At 60.6% G+C, this 17882-nt stretch carries 16 protein-coding genes and 1 tRNA gene; 8 read left to right on the top strand and 9 right to left on the bottom strand.

Annotated elements, in window-relative coordinates; all coding sequences use genetic code 11:
- Window positions 1-4: 4 nt before the first annotated feature.
- Entirely contained in the window at window positions 5-1225 is a 1221-nt protein-coding gene (locus HHJ17_RS07900; RefSeq protein ID WP_296501512.1) for an MFS transporter, read from the bottom strand.
- 251 nt (window positions 1226-1476) lie between these two features.
- On the opposite strand from HHJ17_RS07900, the gene HHJ17_RS07895 reads away from it, so the two are divergent.
- Together HHJ17_RS07895 and HHJ17_RS07890 are read left to right on the top strand one after the other, a co-directional pair.
- A complete protein-coding gene (locus HHJ17_RS07895; protein ID WP_296501513.1) occupies window positions 1477-2826 on the top strand; it encodes a dicarboxylate/amino acid:cation symporter in 1350 nt (449 codons plus the stop codon).
- 174 nt (window positions 2827-3000) lie between these two features.
- Window positions 3001-3618: a hemolysin III family protein gene (locus HHJ17_RS07890; RefSeq protein ID WP_296501515.1), complete on the top strand. Its 618-nt coding sequence runs from the start codon at window positions 3001-3003 to the stop codon at window positions 3616-3618.
- A gap of 38 nt (window positions 3619-3656) precedes the next feature.
- Here the strand turns inward: HHJ17_RS07890 and HHJ17_RS07885 are convergent, their stop codons facing one another.
- Window positions 3657-4778 carry a patatin-like phospholipase family protein gene (locus HHJ17_RS07885; protein ID WP_296501517.1) on the bottom strand — a complete coding sequence of 374 codons (1122 nt, stop codon included), beginning with the start codon at window positions 4776-4778 and terminating at the stop codon, window positions 3657-3659.
- A 271-nt stretch (window positions 4779-5049) separates the two neighbouring features.
- Window positions 5050-5134 (bottom strand) — tRNA-Leu (locus HHJ17_RS07880).
- 40 nt (window positions 5135-5174) lie between these two features.
- Here HHJ17_RS07880 and cysM point away from each other — a divergent pair.
- The 3 genes from cysM (at window position 5175) to HHJ17_RS07865 (ending at window position 6953) form a co-directional block, all read left to right on the top strand.
- Window positions 5175-6077 carry a cysteine synthase CysM gene (gene cysM / locus HHJ17_RS07875; protein ID WP_296501518.1) on the top strand — a complete coding sequence of 301 codons (903 nt, stop codon included), beginning with the start codon at window positions 5175-5177 and terminating at the stop codon, window positions 6075-6077.
- Between the two features lie 76 nt (window positions 6078-6153).
- Window positions 6154-6684 (top strand): NUDIX hydrolase, encoded by a 531-nt coding sequence (locus HHJ17_RS07870; protein WP_296501519.1) that lies wholly within the window; start codon window positions 6154-6156, stop codon window positions 6682-6684.
- Window positions 6685-6725: 41 nt separating this feature from the next.
- The gene (locus HHJ17_RS07865) at window positions 6726-6953 is read left to right on the top strand and encodes a sulfurtransferase TusA family protein (RefSeq protein WP_296501520.1); all 228 of its coding nucleotides are present in this window, start codon (window positions 6726-6728) and stop codon (window positions 6951-6953) included.
- A 70-nt stretch (window positions 6954-7023) separates the two neighbouring features.
- Here the strand turns inward: HHJ17_RS07865 and HHJ17_RS07860 are convergent, their stop codons facing one another.
- Window positions 7024-9927: a valine--tRNA ligase gene (locus tag HHJ17_RS07860; RefSeq protein ID WP_296501521.1), complete on the bottom strand. Its 2904-nt coding sequence runs from the start codon at window positions 9925-9927 to the stop codon at window positions 7024-7026.
- Between the two features lie 203 nt (window positions 9928-10130).
- Here HHJ17_RS07860 and yaaA point away from each other — a divergent pair, with 203 nt between their 5' ends.
- From yaaA to queF, 3 genes are read left to right on the top strand one after another with little or no spacing between them, the layout of a single operon-like run.
- Entirely contained in the window at window positions 10131-10907 is a 777-nt protein-coding gene (gene yaaA, locus HHJ17_RS07855) for a peroxide stress protein YaaA (RefSeq protein WP_296501522.1), read from the top strand.
- Between the two features lie 50 nt (window positions 10908-10957).
- Window positions 10958-11905, top strand: coding sequence for an alpha/beta fold hydrolase (locus HHJ17_RS07850; protein WP_296501523.1), 948 nt, complete (start codon window positions 10958-10960; stop codon window positions 11903-11905).
- 13 nt (window positions 11906-11918) lie between these two features.
- Window positions 11919-12788 carry an NADPH-dependent 7-cyano-7-deazaguanine reductase QueF gene (gene queF, locus HHJ17_RS07845; RefSeq protein WP_296501524.1) on the top strand — a complete coding sequence of 290 codons (870 nt, stop codon included), beginning with the start codon at window positions 11919-11921 and terminating at the stop codon, window positions 12786-12788.
- A 43-nt stretch (window positions 12789-12831) separates the two neighbouring features.
- Here the strand turns inward: queF and HHJ17_RS07840 are convergent, their stop codons facing one another.
- The 5 genes from HHJ17_RS07840 to HHJ17_RS07820 form a co-directional block, all read right to left on the bottom strand.
- Window positions 12832-14187, bottom strand: coding sequence for a methyl-accepting chemotaxis protein (locus HHJ17_RS07840; protein WP_296501525.1), 1356 nt, complete (start codon window positions 14185-14187; stop codon window positions 12832-12834).
- A 128-nt stretch (window positions 14188-14315) separates the two neighbouring features.
- A complete protein-coding gene (locus HHJ17_RS07835) occupies window positions 14316-15170 on the bottom strand; it encodes an enoyl-CoA hydratase-related protein (protein WP_296501526.1) in 855 nt (284 codons plus the stop codon).
- Between the two features lie 78 nt (window positions 15171-15248).
- Entirely contained in the window at window positions 15249-15539 is a 291-nt protein-coding gene (locus tag HHJ17_RS07830) for a hypothetical protein (protein WP_296501527.1), read from the bottom strand.
- 116 nt (window positions 15540-15655) lie between these two features.
- Window positions 15656-16885 (bottom strand): DNA polymerase IV, encoded by a 1230-nt coding sequence (dinB, locus tag HHJ17_RS07825; protein ID WP_296501717.1) that lies wholly within the window; start codon window positions 16883-16885, stop codon window positions 15656-15658.
- A 20-nt stretch (window positions 16886-16905) separates the two neighbouring features.
- The gene (locus HHJ17_RS07820) at window positions 16906-17799 is read right to left on the bottom strand and encodes a prenyltransferase (RefSeq protein WP_296501528.1); all 894 of its coding nucleotides are present in this window, start codon (window positions 17797-17799) and stop codon (window positions 16906-16908) included.
- Between the last annotated feature and the right edge of the window lie 83 nt (window positions 17800-17882).

Genomic DNA, 17882 nt, shown 5'->3' with positions numbered 1-17882 from the left:
GGCGTCAGGCCCGCGTTTGTTGGTCTGGGCGCATAAGAATAAACACGGTCAGCGCGGCAAAGGCGAGACCGGCCGCCAGCAGGAACGCGCTGGCCGGGTGCAGCAGCCACAACGCGCCAGCAAGCAACGATGCCGGCAGGTACAAGAGGCCCGTCACAAAATTGTAGAGTCCAATCGCGGACGCGCGGCGCTCCTGCTCCAGATCCGCGATAAATGCTTTGCTTTGGGCTTCATCGATGGCAAAGAAAACGCCATAAGTGATAAACAGGACAATAAGCTGCCATTGCGCGGCGGCGAATGCGAAGCCGAGGCTCATCAGCAAATAAATCAGGTAGCCCAGCATGATCATGTGGGCCCTTCCAACCCTGTCGCCCAGCTTGCCTATCAGCGGTGCTGCAACGACGAATGCAATATTGAACAAGGCGTACAGCAGCACGATGTCCTTGACGGCAAAGCCGACGCTGTGGGCGCGCAACAGCAGAAATCCGAAACTGAAATAGGCCAACGAAAAAATCCCGGCCGGGATCAGGTAGCGCTTGAACCCCGGGCTGAGCACCGCCCAGGTGTCGAACATGTTTTCGCGCGGGTGCTGCACCCCGGGCTGATCCTTGATGCGGCTCAACACCACGATGCTGAGCAGGGCCGGAACCAGCGCCACCCAGAACAGCACCCGAAACGTCGAAGCCCCGTCGCCAAGCCACGACAGCAGACCATACGCGACCAGCGGGCCGAGTACCGCGCCGGACTTGTCCAGTGCCTTGTGCACGCCGAACGAATAGCCCCGGGTGTCCTTGTCGGCCACGGCCGATAGCCAGGCATCACGCGGTGGTCCCCGGAAGCCCTTGCCCAAGCGCTCAATGACCCGAAAGACACTGAGGCCCGCAACAGAGCTGCTGATCAGCAGAATAATTTTGGCCAGTGTCGAAAATCCATAGCCGGCCAGCGCGAAGACTTTGCGTTTTCCGGTCCGGTCTGACAGCCAGCCCGCGAAGTAATTCAAGGAGGAGGCGGACAAGTCGGCCAGTCCCTCGATCATGCCCAGCAAAGCCGCCGAGGCCCCTGCCATCGTGGTGAAGAAAACCGCAAAGACCGAGAAAATCATCTCGGAACTCAGGTCGGTCAAAAAGCTCACCAACCCCAACTTGAGGACATCGGGGTGTACGCCAAACTTCTTGACGGAAGAATCAGGTGGAGTGGGGTCCATCATGGCGGTGCTTGGGGGCATGGAGCAGTGGTTCCAGGCAACGGTACATCTATTTTTATGTTGATGCTTTGCGCTTTGGCAGTGGCTGGCTTGGTTTGTGACTTGACTGCAGTCAAGGGTGGTGTCTTTACGCCAATCCGCCCCAGAAGTTAAAAGTCTGATGCAGTGGTTTTTTCTCTGACCCACCGCTTCAATGCATGTGGGTTTCCACAATTGAAATTGACAATTCTGGGGCTTACAGTGTTATTTCATCAACGTAACCGGCCCAGCTCATGACTTCATCCAAAGCGGCGCAAAAGCGTCCCCTCTATAAATCCCTCTATATTCAGGTGCTGACGGCCGTGGTCTTGGGCGTCTTGCTGGGGCATTTTTACCCGCAACTCGGGGCCGATATGAAGCCGCTGGGTGATGGTTTCATCAAGCTGATCAAGATGATCATCGCGCCCATCATTTTCTGCACGGTCGTTATCGGCATTGCCGGCATGGAAGACATGAAAAAGGTCGGCAAAACGGGTGGTTTGGCCCTGCTCTATTTTGAGGTGGTCAGTTCGCTGGCGCTGATTGTGGGTCTGGTCATCGTTAATTTGCTCCAGCCTGGTGCGGGCATGAACATTGATGCCGCAACCCTGGATACCAAGAGCATTGCTTCCTACACGGCGCCCGGCAAGATGGTGGGTACCGTTGATTTTCTGCTGAACATCATTCCGACCTCGGTGATCGATGCCTTTGCCAAAGGTGAGATCCTGCAGGTGCTCCTGTTCGCGGTGTTGTTTGGCTTTGCACTGCACAAGTTTGGTGGACGCGGCACGATGGTGTTTGATCTGATTGAGAAAACATCCCATGTGCTGTTTGATATTGTCGGCATCATCATGAAGCTGGCCCCGGTGGGCGCCTTTGGCGCGATGGCCTTTACCATTGGCAAGTACGGCGTCGGTTCCCTGTTTTCACTGGGCAAGCTGATGGGCACGTTTTATCTGACCTGCCTGATATTTGTCTTTGTCGTGCTGGGCACCATTTCCCGCTTGCATGGTTTCAGCATCTGGAAGTTCGTCAAGTACATCAAGGAAGAACTGCTGATTGTGCTGGGCACCTCCTCTTCGGAGTCCGTGTTGCCACGCATGATGGAGAAGATGGAAAACCTGGGCGCCAAGAAAACCTGCGTTGGTTTGGTGATTCCTACCGGCTATTCGTTCAACCTGGATGGCACCTCCATTTACCTGACCATGGCCGCGGTTTTCATTGCCCAGGCCACCAACACGCCCATGACCTTGATGCAAGAAGTGACGCTGCTGGCGGTGCTGATGCTCACCTCCAAAGGAGCCGCGGGCATCACGGGCAGCGGTTTCATTGTGCTGGCCGCCACCCTGTCGGCGGTAGGTACCGTTCCCGTCGCCGGCCTGGCGCTGATTCTGGGTATCGACCGCTTCATGTCCGAGGCGCGCGCGCTGACCAATCTGGTTGGCAACGGCGTCGCCACCCTTGTGGTCGCCAAATGGACCGGTGAACTCGACACCCAGCGCCTGCATGCCGGTTTGAACAACGAGACCTGGACTGAAGCGGATGCGCCTGAAGTGATGCTGGATCAAAAAGTGGCGCACATGGCCGTCGGCAAAAAAGCATAAGGCGCGGGCGCTGAGTCGATCCCCCATCGGGCATCAACGCATCTTCTGGCCGTCAGGACAACCGCAAAAATTGCGCCTGCGCGCTATCATGGTTTCGTGCTGAATCAGTTCGGCCCAACCAGCGCTGCCCCGTTCTAGCGGGGCTAGTGCGATCTACAGGATGCGGCCAATCAAATGTATTACGGGGAAAAGTTCAACGCTTTGACCCATCTCGTCGGCGCTGTGCTGGCGCTGGTCGGCACCATTGTGCTCATCGTGCTGGCCGGGCAAACCGGCGACCCGTGGAAAGTGGTGAGCTTCTCCATCTACGGCGTGACGCTGGTGTTGCTCTACAGCTTCTCGGCGGCTTATCACAGCTTTCGCGGGCGCGCCAAGGACATCCTGCGCCAGCTGGACCACCACAGTATCTATCTCTTGATTGCTGGCAGTTACACCCCGTTTTGCCTGGTGACGTTACGCGGCCCCTGGGGTTGGTCGCTGCTCGGCTTGGTCTGGGGGCTGGCCGCGTTGGGCAGCCTGCTGGAACTGAGGCCGCAACGTGGGGCCCGGCCGCTGTCCGTGCTGATCTATGTCGTGATGGGCTGGGTGGCCTTGGTGGCCCTGGTCCCCATGCTGAAGGTGCTGGGGTCAACCGGCTTTGCCTGGGTCGCGGCTGGGGGACTGTTCTATACGGTCGGCATCGTCTTTTATGTACTGGACACCCGCCTCACCCACGCGCATGGCATCTGGCACCTGTTTGTACTGGCGGGCAGCGCCGCCCATTACGTTGCGATCTGGCGCTATGTGCTGTGAGCCGCGAAGAACAACAGTTGAGCCATCCCCGCTCCTTGTCAGGGATTTGCCTGCACGGGCACGCGCAAATCGTCCAGGTAATCCTGCCTGATGTTCACGGTGCATTCCACCCCCAAGGCGCTGTAGTGCTTGGCCAGCCAAGCGCGTGCATGGGACTGACCCAGGTCGCGCAGCGCGTGAATCAGGCTTGCGCTGGTTGATGTTTTGGTTGATCCCGCGAAAGCCTCCAGCGCCTCGCCACCGTCAATGCGGTGCATCAGAATGTCTTTGTAGTGCGCGGGGTCGAGTTTGCCTTCGGCCAGCAAACGTTTCACAAAATCAATGGCGCGCATCTCGGCGATCAGGCCCGCGTTAAAGGTGACTTCGTTGATGCGGTCCACGATCTGGGCATTGGTGGTCGGCAGCTTGTCGCGCTTGATCGGGTTGATCTGCACCAGCAAAATATCGCGGCTCTGGCAGTTATAGATCAGCGGATGCATGGCCGGGTTGCCTGAATAGCCGCCATCCCAAAAATGGTCGCCTTCAATCTCGACCGCCTTGAAGGCCATCGGTAGGCAGGCGGAGGCCATGACGGCGTCTGCCGTCAGGCGCTTGCCTGTGAAAACCTCGGCCTTGCCGGTGGAAACACGCGTGGCCACCACAAATACCTTGAGCGTTTGCAGACGGGCCAAACCCTCAAAATCGATCTGACTCTCCAAAAACTTGCGCAAAGGGTTGATGTCAAACGGGTTGCTCTGGTACGGTGACACGGCGCTCGACCAGAAGCTGGTCATGGCATTGGCCCACACGGCGGTGGGCGAGTTGCCGTCGATATCCCGGCCGAACAAAATATCAAACGGTGTGCGCTGCGCCTCGGACATCGCGCCCATGTCGACAATGCCGTTCCAGAAGTTGGCCAGTGCTTCGCGCGCCGCCTCGCGTGGATCACTCTTGGCTTGTGTCTGGGCTTGGGCAAACCCGTGCGCCAGCGCCACCGCATTCATCGCCCCGGCGCTGGTGCCGCTGATGCCTTCCAGGTCGATGCGACCATCTTCGAGCAGCGCATCCAGCACGCCCCACGTGAACGCACCATGCGAACCGCCGCCCTGAAGCGCCAGATTGATCCTGGGGAAATTTTTGCTGGATGACGTATCGGATGGGTTGTTCAGAGTTGAATTCATAAAGGAAGGTTAACAAGAGTCGACATCAGCAGGCCTGCTGCACCGCGCCGTGGTGGGAGCAAGGTCAAAAGAACATATTTTTTTGCAGTTGACCGTCTAAATATTTTTTTAATTTTATTTTTACGAAAGTCTGCCAACCGCCAGAAATGAAAAAATTGGGGAATGACTTGAAGCTAAGTCGATCAGAAAAATGATCAGAACAAGGATTCCGGCAAAAACAATGCTGATTGTTGATGCGGAAATTGCTTCCAATCCCATAGCTGAGAAGCTATGGTGCCCGGGGCCGGAATCGAACCGGCACGCCTTGCGGCGGGGGATTTTGAGTCCCCTGCGTCTACCAATTTCACCACCCGGGCAGGAAGAAGCGAAGAACGAAATTATGGCACAGTGTGGGCTATGAAATACCCAACTATTGAAGATTCAATCGGAAAAACACCTTTAGTGATGCTGCAACGCATCGGTACGGCGGAATATTCCGCCCGTGGCAACGTCATTTTGGGCAAATTGGAGGGAAACAACCCGGCCGGCTCGGTCAAAGACCGGCCGGCTTTGTCCATGATCCAGCGGGCGCAGGAGCGCGGCGAGATCAAACCGGGCGACACCTTGATCGAAGCGACCTCGGGCAACACCGGCATTGCGCTGGCCATGGCGGCAGCGATCAAGGGCTACCGCATGATTTTGATCATGCCGGAAGATCTTTCCATCGAGCGCGCCCAAACCATGAAAGCGTTTGGCGCGGAATTGATTTTGACGCCCAAGAGCGGCGGCATGGAGTACTGCCGAGATCTGGCCGGGCAGATGCAGCGCGACGGCAAAGGGTTTGTGCTCGACCAGTTTGCCAATGCCGACAACCCCCGCATTCATTTTGAAACCACCGGCCCGGAAATCTGGGCCGACACCCAGGGACGGGTGACGCATTTTGTCAGCGCCATGGGCACCACCGGCACCATCACCGGCGTGTCGCAATTTCTGAAAGAGAAGAATCCGGCGATCCAGATCATTGGCGTGCAGCCCAACGAAGGCTCGCGCATTCCGGGCATTCGCAAGTGGCCGCAGGAGTATTTGCCCAAAATCTACAACCCCGCCAATGTCGATGAGTTGATGTATGTGAGCCAGGAAGACGCCGAAGACATGTGCCGGCGACTGGCGCGCGAAGAAGGTATTTTTGCCGGCATTTCGGCGGCGGGTGCCTGCTGGGTGGCGCAAGAGATTGCCAAGCGGGAGGCCAATGCCACCATCGTGTTCGTCGTCTGCGACCGCGGCGACCGTTACCTTTCCACCGGCGTCTTCCCCGCTTGATTTTAATAAAAATGACCGCTAGCCTTCTTGGAATAAGCGCAGTAAGCTATTTAATGTGTAGCAATAAGGGTTCTTCATGACCGAGGGTTTCAGGTTTTGTCCACAATGCGCTGCACCCCTGGCGCTGGTTACGCAGGCTGAAGATGGGGGCGACAAAGAGCGCCTGCGCTGCGTGGCCTGCGGCTTCAGCCACTGGAACAATCCGACGCCGGTGCTGGCGGCCGTGGTGGAGTACCAGGGCAAAATTCTGCTGGCGCAAAACGCGGCCTGGTCGGGCAAGATGTTTGCCCTGATCACCGGCTTCATGGAAGCGGGAGAATCGCCGCAGGACGGCATTGCGCGTGAAATCAAGGAAGAAACCAGTCTGGAGGCCATTGCACTGGACCTGATTGGGGTCTACGACTTTCAGCGTATGAACCAGGTCATCATTGCCTACCATGCGCTGTGCCAGGGTGACGTGAAGCTGTCCCCGGAACTGGTGGACTACCGGCTTTTTGAGTTCGATCAGGTGAAGTGCTGGCCGTCGGGCACCGGCTATGCGCTGGCCGACTGGTTGCGCGCGCGCGGGCATGCGCCGCAATTTATGGCGTTCCCGCCGCGGGACTGACGCCAAGGTCTCTAAAATTACCCTAATTTCAAGGAACTTTGATGCACATCGACAAAGAGCTCGACGCTCGCGGCCTGAACTGCCCGCTGCCCATTCTGAAAGCCAAGAAGGCGCTGGCCGACCTGCACAGCGGGCAGACCCTGCGCGTGGTCTCGACCGATGCCGGCTCGGTACGTGACTTTCAGGCGTTTGCCAAGCAGACCGGCAACGAACTGCTGGAGCAGCAGACGGTGGGGACCGACTTTATCCACGTTATGCGCCGCCGCTGAGCTGAAACCATAAAAAACGGCGGCCTCCAGTCTTGGAGGCCGCCGTTTTTTTGTGCTTGATCCGCTGGAATTAGCCCAGGCGTGCCAACTGATCCTTCACCTTGAGCAAGGTGGCACCAAAGTCGGCCATCCGTTTGCGTTCCAGGTCAATGACGGCGGCCGGTGCCCGGGCGACAAACGCTTCATTGCCGAGCTTGCCTTCGGTTTTAGTGATTTCGCCTTCCAGTCGCGCCACTTCTTTGCCCAGGCGCAGTTTTTCAGCGGCAACGTCAATTTCCATGAACAGGCAGATGCGCGCTTCGCCCACCACCGCCACCGGTGCCGCTTGCGCGGCAGCGGCCCAAGTGGCCTCGTCGTCAAACACCCGCACTTCATTGAGCTTGGCCAGCGCTTGCAAGACCGGTGCCGATTGTTTCAGGAACGCGGCCTCCGTCGCGTCGGTGGCAATCACAAACAGCGGCAAGCGGGTGGCGGGCGACACGCTCATCTCGCCGCGCAGGTTGCGGCAGGCATCCACCAGCAGCTTGAGCTTGCCGACATAGGCCAGTGCCGCGTCGTCAATGCGCTCGGGCTGACAGACCGGGTACTCGGCAATCGAGACCGATGCACCGGCACGACCCGCGACCGGCGCCACTTTTTGCCACAGCTCTTCGGTCACGAACGGAATCACCGGGTGCGCCAGGCGCAGGATGGTTTCCAGCGTGCGAATCAGGGTGCGGCGGGTGGCGCGTTGTTGCGCGTCCGTGCCTTGTTGAATCTGCACCTTGGCAATTTCCAGGTACCAGTCGCAGAACTGGTTCCAGACAAAGTCATAAATCGTGCTGGCGACGTTGTCCAGGCGGTATTCTTCAAAACCTTTCGCCACTTCGGCCTCGGTGCGCTGCAGCAGCGACACGATCCAGCGGTCGCACTGGCTGAAATCGAGGTAGGCCGCGGCCGGGCCGCCGACGGCACACTCCTCTTTGGTGTGTTCGTTCAAGCCGCAATCCTGGCCTTCGCAGTTCATCAGGACAAAACGGCTGGCGTTCCACAGCTTGTTGCAGAAATTGCGGTAGCCCTCGCAGCGCTTGGAGTCGAAATTGATGCTGCGACCGAGGGAGGCGAGCGAGGCAAAGGTGAAGCGCAGCGCATCGGCACCAAAGGCCGGGATGCCGACCGGGAACTCTTTCTCGGTGTTCTTGCGCACGGCCGGTGCGGTCTCGGGCTTGCGCAGGCCTTCGGAGCGCTTCACCAGCAACTCGGGCAGCGCAATGCCGTCGATCAAATCGACCGGATCGAGCACATTGCCCTCCGACTTGCTCATCTTCTTGCCCTGCGCGTCGCGCACCAGGCCGTGGATGTAGACATGCTTGAACGGCACCTGGCCGGTGAAGTGCTTGGTCATCATGATCATCCGGGCGACCCAGAAGAAGATGATGTCGTAGCCGGTTACCAATACGGAGCTGGGCAGGTACAGGTCGAAATCCTGCGTCTTTTCCGGCCAGCCCATGGTGCTGAAAGGCACCAGCGCGGACGAATACCAGGTGTCGAGCACGTCTTCATCGCGGCGCAGGGTTTTGCCGGGGGCTTTGGCTTGCGCTTCTGCCTCGTTGCGCGCCACGATGACGGTGCCGTCCTCAAGGTACCAAGCCGGAATCTGATGCCCCCACCAGAGTTGGCGGCTGATGCACCAGTCCTGGATGTTGTTCATCCACTGGTTGTAGGTGTTGACCCAGTTCTCCGGCACAAACTTGACGTCGCCGGACTGCACGGCGTCAATCGCTTTTTGCGCGATCGATTTGCCGGTCGGGTCGATCGGGCTGACCTTGGTCATGGCGACAAACCACTGGTCGGTCAGCATCGGCTCGATCACCTGGCCGGTGCGGGCGCAGCGCGGCACCATCAGTTTGTGTTTTTTGATCTCGACCAGCAGTTCCAGTGCTTGCAGATCGGCCACGACTTTCTTGCGGGCGACAAAGCGGTCCAATCCCTGGTAAACCGCAGGTGCCAGTTCGTTGATCTTGGCGTCCAGCGTCAGCACGCAAATCATCGGCAGCTTGTGGCGCTGGCCGACGGCGTAATCGTTCTGGTCGTGCGCGGGCGTGACTTTCACCACGCCGGTGCCGAAGGCTTTGTCGACGTAATCGTCGGCGATCACGGGGATGGTGCGGTCGCACAAGGGCAGGGTGACGTGCTTGCCGATCAAATGCATGTAACGCTCGTCTTCCGGGTGCACCATCACCGCCACGTCGCCCAGCATGGTTTCCGGCCGGGTCGTGGCGACCACCAGGCCGGTGGCCATTTCGCCACCGACCAGTTGTGGACCATCGGCAAACGGGTAGCTGATGTGCCACATGAAGCCGTCTTCTTCTTCGCTCTCCACTTCGAGGTCGCTCACCGCGCTTTGCAGCACCGGGTCCCAGTTCACCAGACGTTTGCCACGGTAGATCAGGCCTTGTTCATACAGTTGGACAAAGGTTTCGGTCACGGTTTTGGACAGTTTCGGGTCCATCGTGAAGTACTCGCGGCTCCAGTCCACGCTGTCACCCATGCGGCGCATTTGGGTGGTGATGGTGTTGCCCGATTTCTCTTTCCACTCCCACACCTTTGATACAAAGTTTTTGCGGCCGAGGTCGTGGCGGCTGACTTTTTGCTCCTGCAGCTGGCGTTCCACCACGATTTGGGTGGCAATGCCGGCATGGTCGGTGCCCGGAATCCACACCGTGTTGTCGCCGCGCATGCGGTGGTAGCGCGTCAGCGAGTCCATGATGGTCTGGTTGAAGGCGTGTCCCATGTGCAGCGTACCTGTGACGTTGGGCGGTGGCAGCTGGATGGCAAACGCCTCGGCGCCGTCTTTTGGCACGCCGGTGCCCCGGTAGCCCGCGTGCGCGTAGTTGCGGCGCTCCCACTCCGGTCCCCAATGGGCCTCCAGCGCGGCGGGCTCAAAAGATTTGGACAGGCTGTTGAGGCTGGGTTGTTGCAGTTCGTCGTTCATGGTGTCTTTGGCTTAGTTGCCCCAGTGCCCGAGGTGGGGCGCTGGATGCGATGAGCGGCACCGTTCAAAAGATGCCGCTGTGGAGGTAAGGCTGGAAGAGGGTGATTTTATTCGACCGGCCGACAGTCACGATAATGACGGTCTGGTCCGAAAGCATTTCCTTTTGGCCGCGCCTCCAACACGCCATTTCAAGTGATTTCGCCATGCTGTTTCTTCTGTCTCCCGCCAAATCCCTCGACTTTGCCCCGCCGCCGAGTGAGATACCGCACACGCAGCCGCTGTTCATCAAGCAATCGGCCGCGCTGATCGACCTGCTGCAAGAAAAATCGCCGCAACAAATTGCATCCCTGATGAGCCTGAGCGACAGCCTGGCGGGCCTGAACGTGGCGCGTTATGCCGCTTGGCGCCCCAAATTCACCGCCAACAACGCGAAACAAGCGGTGCTGGCCTTCAATGGCGATGTCTACGAAGGCCTGGACGCCAAGAGCCTGCCACCCGAGGCGCTGGCCTGGACGCAAGACCACCTCTGCATCTTGAGCGGCCTGTACGGCGTGCTGCGGCCACTGGACTACATGCAACCGTACCGGCTGGAAATGGGCACCAAACTCGAAAATGAACACGGCAGCAACCTCTACAAGTTCTGGGGCACGCAAATTGCCAATTACCTGAACGAGCGGCTGCAGCGCGACCTGTCGCCGGTGGTGGTGAACCTGGCCAGCCAGGAGTATTTCAAGGCGGTGGACGTCAAGGCGCTCAAGGCCCGCGTGGTGGAATGCGTGTTTGAGGAGTTGAAAGGCGACCAGTACAAAATCGTCAGCTTCTACGCCAAGCGGGCGCGCGGCCTGATGGCGCGCTATGCCGCCACGCACCGGGTGCTCACGCCGCAGCAGCTGCAGGGCTTTGACACCGAAGGCTACGCGTTTGCCGCCGCCGTTTCCAGCCCCGAGCGTTTGGTGTTCCGGCGCCGCTCAAACGTTTGAAATTTATAACAAATAGGCCTCTAGCCCCCGTATATTAAGCGCAAGTAGCTATGAAAATAAGAGCAAACGGCATTGACATTGAAGTTGAAGACACCGGCTCCGGCTGGGGCTCGGGCCCCGCCTCCGGCGGCCAGTACCGGCCCGCCGTGTTGCTGATCATGGGGCTGGGCATGCAGCTGGTGGCCTGGCCGCCGGAACTGGTGCAGGCGCTGCTGGCGGCCGGTTACCGGGTGATCCGGCATGACAACCGCGACGTCGGCTTGAGCCAGCACCTGGCGGGTCTGGGCAAACCGAATCTGCTCTGGCAGAGCCTGCGCTACAAGCTGGGGCTGGCGCCGCGCGCCCCCTACAGCGTGAGCGACATGGCGGCCGATGCGCTGGGCGTGCTCGATGCGCTCGGCATCTCCAAAGCGCATGTGGTGGGCGTCAGCATGGGCGGCATGATTGCGCAGCGCATGGCGCTGGCCGCCCCTGAGCGGGTGCTGAGCCTGAGCAGCGTGATGAGCACCAGCAGCGCCAAGGGGCTGCCGCTTGCCAAGCCGGAAGTGATGCGCGTGCTGCTGAGCCGCCCAAACGGCACGAGCCCGCAGGCGGTGGTGGACCATTACGTCAAGCTGTTCCAGGTCATTGGCAGTCCCGCGTTCCCGATACCGGAAGCGCAGCTGCGCGCCAACATTCAGCTGAGCGCGGCACGCGGCTTTGATCCGATCGGCACGCTGCGCCAAACGCTGGCGGTGATGGCCGACATCACCCGGGCGGCGCAGTTGCCGGGCATCACTTCGCCCACGCTGGTGCTGCACGGCAAGGACGATCCGCTGCTGCCCTATGCCTGCGCCGAAGACACGGCCCGGCGCATTCCGGGCGCCAAACTGGTGGGGATCGCGGGCATGGGCCACGACCTGCCGTCCGGCGTCGTGGCGCGGTTGCTGGACGCGCTGCTGCCCCATTTGAAGGCGGCCGACGCCCCCGCCATGACGCACACCCCCACCCCCACTTAAGCGCCCCCACTGTATGAACCATCCTGAAAATTCCCAATTAGGCAAAGCCTCCGCCTACATCGACCACTACGACGCCTCGCTGTTGTTCCCGATCGCGCGCGCTGGCAAACGCGCCGAGATCGGCATCACGGCGGCGGCGCCATTTTTTGGCGCCGACATGTGGACCGCCTACGAGCTGAGCTGGCTCAATCTGCGCGGCAAACCGCAGGTGGCGCTGGCGCACTTCACCGTGCCATGCGAGAGCCGCAACATCATCGAGAGCAAGTCCTTCAAGCTCTACCTCAACAGTTTCAACAACACCCCATTCGCCGATGCCGACGAAGTGAAAGCCCGGCTGCGCGCTGATCTGAGTGAAGCAGTGTGGCGCGACACCTCGGGCGAGGTAGCGACCAGTGGCGCCGCGCCAGCCTCGATCGGCGTCAAAATTGTGCTGCCCGAGCTGTTTGACCGTGAACCGATTTACGAGCTGGATGGCCTGAGCCTGGACCGCCTCGACGTCGAATGCAGCCGCTACACGCCGGCCCCCGACTTGCTGACGGTGCAGGCGGAGGAAGCGCCCGTGAGTGAAGTGCTGGTCAGCAACCTGCTCAAGAGCAACTGCCTGGTCACCGGCCAGCCGGACTGGGGCAGTGTGCAGATCAGCTACAGCGGCGCGCCGATTGACCAGGAGGGCTTGCTGCAATACCTGGTGAGTTACCGCAACCACAACGAGTTTCATGAGCAGTGCGTGGAGCGCATCTTCATGGACATCTGGACGCGCTGCAAGCCGGTGCGGCTGTCGGTGTATGCGCGCTACACGCGCCGGGGTGGGCTGGACATCAACCCGTTTCGCACCAGTTATCCGCAGGCGCTGCCGGGCAATACCCGCACGGCGCGGCAGTAATTACGCTATTAAATTAATAGCTATTTACGCAGGCAGTACCGGGCTAGGCTGACAAAGCGGGCAAGGACGGGCGACGACGCATCGCCAGGCCGCCTGCGTCCGAGTTGCTGAGTTTGAAGGTGCCGACCACCTGGGCCAGTCGCTCGGCCTGTTCGCGCAGACTCTCGGCGGCAGCGGCGGATTGCTCGACCAGGGCCGCGTTCTGTTGCGTCATTTGGTCCAATTCCAGCACCGAGCTGTTGACCTCGCTGATGCCCCGGCTTTGCTCGGTGGCGGCGGCGGTGATCTCGCCAATGATGTCGGAGACCCGTTGCACCGAGGACACGATGTCGGTCATGGTCTGGCCGGCATCGGTGACGAGCCGGGAGCCGGTTTCGATGCGCTCCACACTGTCGCCAATCAGGCTCTTGATTTCCTTGGCCGCTTCGGCCGAGCGGCCTGCCAGGCTGCGCACTTCGCTCGCCACCACGGCAAACCCGCGGCCCTGCTCGCCGGCGCGGGCCGCCTCGACGGCGGCATTCAGGGCCAGGATATTGGTCTGGAAGGCGATGCCATCGATGACGCTGATGATGTCGCTGATCTTCTTCGAGCTGGTATTGATGTCGTTCATGGTGCTGACCACCTGCGACACCACCGAGCCGCCGCGGGCCGCGACTTCACCGGCGGAAGAGGCCAGTTGGTTGGCCTGGCGGGAAGCCTCGGCGGTCTGGCGCACGGTGGTGGTCAGTTGTTCCATGCTGGAGGCGGCGCGCTGCAGGTTGCTGGCGGTTTGCTCGGTGCGCGCACTCAGGTCCTGATTGCCGGTGGCAATTTCGGAGCTGGCCGTCGAAATACTGTCGGTGGATTGCCGCACCTGCCCGACCAGGCTCCCCAGCGAATGCTGCATGGCGGCCAGCGAGCGCAGCAGGCGGGCTGCTTCGTCGCTGCCTTCGACGTCAATGTGATGGTCGGTCAGGTCGCCCTGCGCAATGGCTTTGGCGATTTGCTCGGCCCGGTCAATGGGCTTGCAAATGGACGTCATGTTCAACAAGGTCAGCGGGCCGATGATGGCCAGCCAGAACAGGGTGGCCCCGGTCATCAGCCAAACCACCTGGTCGACCGAGCTTTGTAATTTTTTTTGTTCGGTTTCTGTGGCGCGTTGCAGATCGCTGATTAGCGTGGTCAGGGTTCCATTGGCCTTGTCATCCGGGTTCTGGCTGCTCATTGCTTGCTGCAAGCGGGCCACTTCGGCCAGCGAGCTCACGTTGCGCTTGACCAGATCGGTGGTGATGGCGCTCGAATACAACTGCGCAGCCACCCCAATGACGCCCATGGAGCCCAAGGCCAGCACCACGACGGCAATGGCGCTCAGCATGCGAAAACGGATGGTGAAACGGCGCATCAAGGTGTCAAGTAGCATGAGATTTCCAAAAAAGAATGATTTAGCGCTAAATAGGGCGAAGCCAAACTTTACGCCAGATCACGGGCCGGCCGACGGCCCGCGGGAGTTAAATATCGAAATGGCACAAAGCCGGGCTGGTCGCAGGGCTAGCCCAGATCACGGAAGCGCTGCAGGTCGCGCAAGGGCGCGAAATCAGCCGCACGTTTGCTCTTCATGGCGGTCACGGCTTCCCGCACTTGCTGGTTGCTCCAGATGGCGCCCTGCAGCCAGCCCATTTGTTTGAGCGATTCATCGACCGAGTGGTCCCGCGCATAGTGGATCGCCTGTTTGGTGCCCCAGATGGCGATCGGCGGTTTGGCGGCAATCTCGGTCGCGCATTGCAGGGCGGCGGCCAGCAGGGCCTCGGGCGTGTCGAACACTTCGTTCACCAGGCCATAGCCCAAGGCTTTGGGGGCGCTCAGGCGGCGCCCCGTGTAGGCCAGTTCCTTGACCACGGCCAAGGGCATGAGTTTGGGCAGGCGTTGCAGCGTGCCGACGTCGGCCACCATGCCGATGTTGATTTCCTGAATGCAAAAGAAGGCGTCGGCGGTGGCGTAGCGGATGCAGCAGGCCGTCACCATGTCCACCGCGCCGCCAATGCAGCCGCCCTGGATGGCGGCAATCACCGGAATGCGCAGCGTTTCCAGCTTGGTGAAGGTGGCCTGCATGTCGGTCAGCAGGTCAAAAATGGCGGCCCGGCCTTCGGGGCTCTGGTCGTCCAGTAGCACGGCGCCGGCAAAGGTGTCCAGGGCCATGCCGGCGCTGAAATGCTTGCCGGTGCTGCTGATGAGCAGCACGCGGGCGGCGCCGTCTTTGTGCAGCCCGGTGAGCACCTCGTCCAGCTCGCGCCAGAAGGTCGGGTGCATGGTGTTCAGCGTTTCGGGCTGGTTCAGTACCAGGTGGGCGATGTGGTCGGTGAGGGTGAGCGAAAAGCAGCTCAGTGGTGTGGCGGGTATGTTCATGCGCAAACTGTAGTGCAGTTGCGGCCCCGGTGACAGTCACCTGCGCGAAACGGGTCCCTCCGCTCTCGTGTGCGCCATTCAGTCGACGGTGTTCAGCCAGTCGCACCGGAGACGCTGCCTCGCATGCGCCTGCTGGCGCCAGCGCACATACAGGCTCGGGGCCAGCACGGCCAGCAGACACAGCGGATAGGCCCACGGCGCGTCCAGCGTGTAGGCGGGCAGCCAGCCTACCCGCCCCATGACCCACAAAATGAGCATCACGTCCCACAGCTGGTATTCCAGCGGATGTTCTGACCGGTGCGCCACATGCCATTTCTTGATCCGCTGAAGCTTGGACAGGGTGAGATGAGGGGGCAGGTGAGGGATCATGGGAACCTCCGGCAGGAAGGTTTTACTGTAAGTTGCACGTAAGTGTTTGTCAACGCGCACTTGCATACCGCCAGTCCAGTGGCTGGCTGGCTGTCGCGCTTCAGCGCCTTCGCTCTTTAAAAGAGCTGACTGGTTTTTGCTATTAAATTAGTAGCTTGTTGCGCAGAAGGTACGGGGGCTAGAGCCCCATTTTTCTCATAAGTTGGGGGGCTGCCGGCCTTGGCGAGGGAACCCACGCGCACGCCGAGCAGGCGCAGGCGCTGGGTCAGCGGCACCCGTTTGAGGCAAAGGCCTGCAATCTGGCGAATGGTTTTGGCGTCGGCGGTGTAGTGGTCGAGCGTCTGGTCGCGGGTGACGCTTTTGAAGTCGTCGTAACGCAGCTTGATGCCGATGGTTTTGCCGACATAGCCTTTGCGTTGCAGGTCATCGGCGACCTTGTTGCACAGCTGGGTGAAGAGGGCGCCGAGTTCGGCCTTGTCGCGCACGGCGTGCAGGTCGCGCTCAAAGGAGGTCTCGCGGCTGACCGACACCGGTTCGCTTTCCAGCACGATCGGCCGTTCGTCCCGGCCATGGGCGGCGTCATGCAGCCAGGCGCCGGTTTTTTGGCCAAAGTGGTCGATCAGCCATTGCAGCTCTTGACTGGCCAGCTGCGCAATGGTTTCAATGCCCAGGCTTTTCAGTTTGGCGTCGGACTTGGGGCCAATGCCGTTGATCTTGCGACAGGCCAGCGGCCAGATCTGGGTTTGCAAATCGTCTTCAAAAACAATGGCAATGCCGTTGGGTTTGTTGAACTCGCTGGCCATTTTGGCCAGCAGTTTGTTGGGCGCAACGCCGACCGAGCAGGTCAGGCCGGTCTGCTCGAAAATGGTTTTCTGCATCAGGCGCGCCAGCACCCGACCGCCTTCGCGCTGGCCGCCGGGCACCTCGGTGAAGTCAATGTAGACCTCATCGACGCCACGGTCTTCCATCAGCGGCGCAATGTCCAGAATGATGGCCTTGAAGGCGCGCGAGTATTTGCGGTATTCGGCAAAGTCGACCGGCAGCAATATCGCTTGCGGGCACAGTTTGGCGGCTTTCATCAGGCCCAGTGCCGAGCCGACGCCAAACTGGCGCGCCGCGTAGGTGGCGGTGGTGATGACGCCGCGGCCGGTGTAGTCCTTCAAGCGCGGGAATTCGTCCACTGAAATTTTGGCCAGGGGTCGGTCACCTTGCGCCAGTCGCAGGGCTTCATCGACGTCGCGGCGGCCACCGCCAATCACCACCGGCAACCCTTTGAGTTGCGGGTAGCGCAGCAGTTCGACCGACGCATAAAACGCGTCCATGTCGAGGTGGGCGATGCGGCGCATCCGGTTTTTCGGCGGTGCGCTCACGACATCACGATCCCAATCGCCATCAGCACCGGCGTCAGCAGGTTAATCAGCACGTTGCGCGCCATGGCCGGCAGCAGACGCTCGACCGTCCGCGCGTGGGTCAGTACATCGCGCACGGTGGGCAGGGCGAGTGCCAGCGTCAACAGGCCGAGCAGGGCGCCGGCCGGCAGCAGGCCCAGCAGCACGCCCAGCGGGAGGCTGAGAAAAGCCAGCCCCGTCAACGCTGCATACCACCGGGCCGCCACGGCTGCCCCTGCGGTGACGAGGAGATGTCGCCGACCGACGCGGCGGTCGGCCTCGGCGTCCGGGAACTGGTTGAGCAGCAGCAGGTTGTTGACGAGAAAGAAGGGCACCAGCGAAGCCGCCACGGCGGTTCCCGAGTATTCGCCGGTCAGCGCTACATGGGTACCCAGAATCATCAAGGGGCCAAAACCGAGGCCGGGTGCCATCAGGCACAACAGCGGGTGGCGCGTGATCCACTGGGTGTAGAGCAGCACCAGCGTCACGCCTGCGATGCCGAGCGGCATCAAAGCGGGTCCGCGCAGCGCCACAAAATACAAGCCGACTCCCATGCTGACCGCCAGACACCCGACCGCCAAGGCGAGGGTGGTGCCGGCCAGTTCCGGGTGAGCGGGCAGCACGCCGCTGCCCCCGCTGAAGGGGGTGCGTTGCGTCATCGCGTCCAGGCCGCTGTGAAAATCCTGGTATTCGTTGAAGGCATTGACGCTGACGTGGGCGGCCATTGCCCCCAGCAGCACCAGCGCCGCTTCCAGCAGGTTGACGTGCCCGTGCGTCCACTGCACACAGGCGACGCCCAGCAGCACGCAGGCCGGTGTCAGCACCAAAAAAGGGAGTCGCGCCGGCCCAAGCCAGAGAAAGGGTTTGCTCATGCCGTGAGGATAGCGCGAACAGGTCCTGCGCCAAGTCAACGTCGCTGACTTGTGGACGGGTTAAGCTGGCGTCTGCGATCAAA

The organism is Rhodoferax sp., assembly GCF_012927445.1.
Classification (GTDB): Bacteria; Pseudomonadota; Gammaproteobacteria; order Burkholderiales; family Burkholderiaceae_C; genus Rhodoferax.
This window is presented reverse-complemented; position numbering and strand designations above follow the sequence as displayed.

Bases quoted from the DNA above. Each gene is read 5' to 3' on its own strand.
- HHJ17_RS07900 (WP_296501512.1), bottom strand. From the start codon at position 1,225: ATGCCCCCAAGCACCGCCATGATGGACCCCACTCCACCTGATTCTTCC.
- HHJ17_RS07895 (WP_296501513.1), top strand. From the start codon at position 1,477: ATGACTTCATCCAAAGCGGCGCAAAAGCGTCCCCTCTATAAATCCCTC.
- HHJ17_RS07890 (WP_296501515.1), top strand. From the start codon at position 3,001: ATGTATTACGGGGAAAAGTTCAACGCTTTGACCCATCTCGTCGGCGCT.
- HHJ17_RS07885 (WP_296501517.1), bottom strand. From the start codon at position 4,778: ATGAATTCAACTCTGAACAACCCATCCGATACGTCATCCAGCAAAAAT.
- cysM (WP_296501518.1), top strand. From the start codon at position 5,175: ATGAAATACCCAACTATTGAAGATTCAATCGGAAAAACACCTTTAGTG.
- HHJ17_RS07870 (WP_296501519.1), top strand. From the start codon at position 6,154: ATGACCGAGGGTTTCAGGTTTTGTCCACAATGCGCTGCACCCCTGGCG.
- HHJ17_RS07865 (WP_296501520.1), top strand. From the start codon at position 6,726: ATGCACATCGACAAAGAGCTCGACGCTCGCGGCCTGAACTGCCCGCTG.
- HHJ17_RS07860 (WP_296501521.1), bottom strand. From the start codon at position 9,927: ATGAACGACGAACTGCAACAACCCAGCCTCAACAGCCTGTCCAAATCT.
- yaaA (WP_296501522.1), top strand. From the start codon at position 10,131: ATGCTGTTTCTTCTGTCTCCCGCCAAATCCCTCGACTTTGCCCCGCCG.
- HHJ17_RS07850 (WP_296501523.1), top strand. From the start codon at position 10,958: ATGAAAATAAGAGCAAACGGCATTGACATTGAAGTTGAAGACACCGGC.
- queF (WP_296501524.1), top strand. From the start codon at position 11,919: ATGAACCATCCTGAAAATTCCCAATTAGGCAAAGCCTCCGCCTACATC.
- HHJ17_RS07840 (WP_296501525.1), bottom strand. From the start codon at position 14,187: ATGCTACTTGACACCTTGATGCGCCGTTTCACCATCCGTTTTCGCATG.
- HHJ17_RS07835 (WP_296501526.1), bottom strand. From the start codon at position 15,170: ATGAACATACCCGCCACACCACTGAGCTGCTTTTCGCTCACCCTCACC.
- HHJ17_RS07830 (WP_296501527.1), bottom strand. From the start codon at position 15,539: ATGATCCCTCACCTGCCCCCTCATCTCACCCTGTCCAAGCTTCAGCGG.
- dinB (WP_296501717.1), bottom strand. From the start codon at position 16,885: ATGCGCCGCATCGCCCACCTCGACATGGACGCGTTTTATGCGTCGGTC.
- HHJ17_RS07820 (WP_296501528.1), bottom strand. From the start codon at position 17,799: ATGAGCAAACCCTTTCTCTGGCTTGGGCCGGCGCGACTCCCTTTTTTG.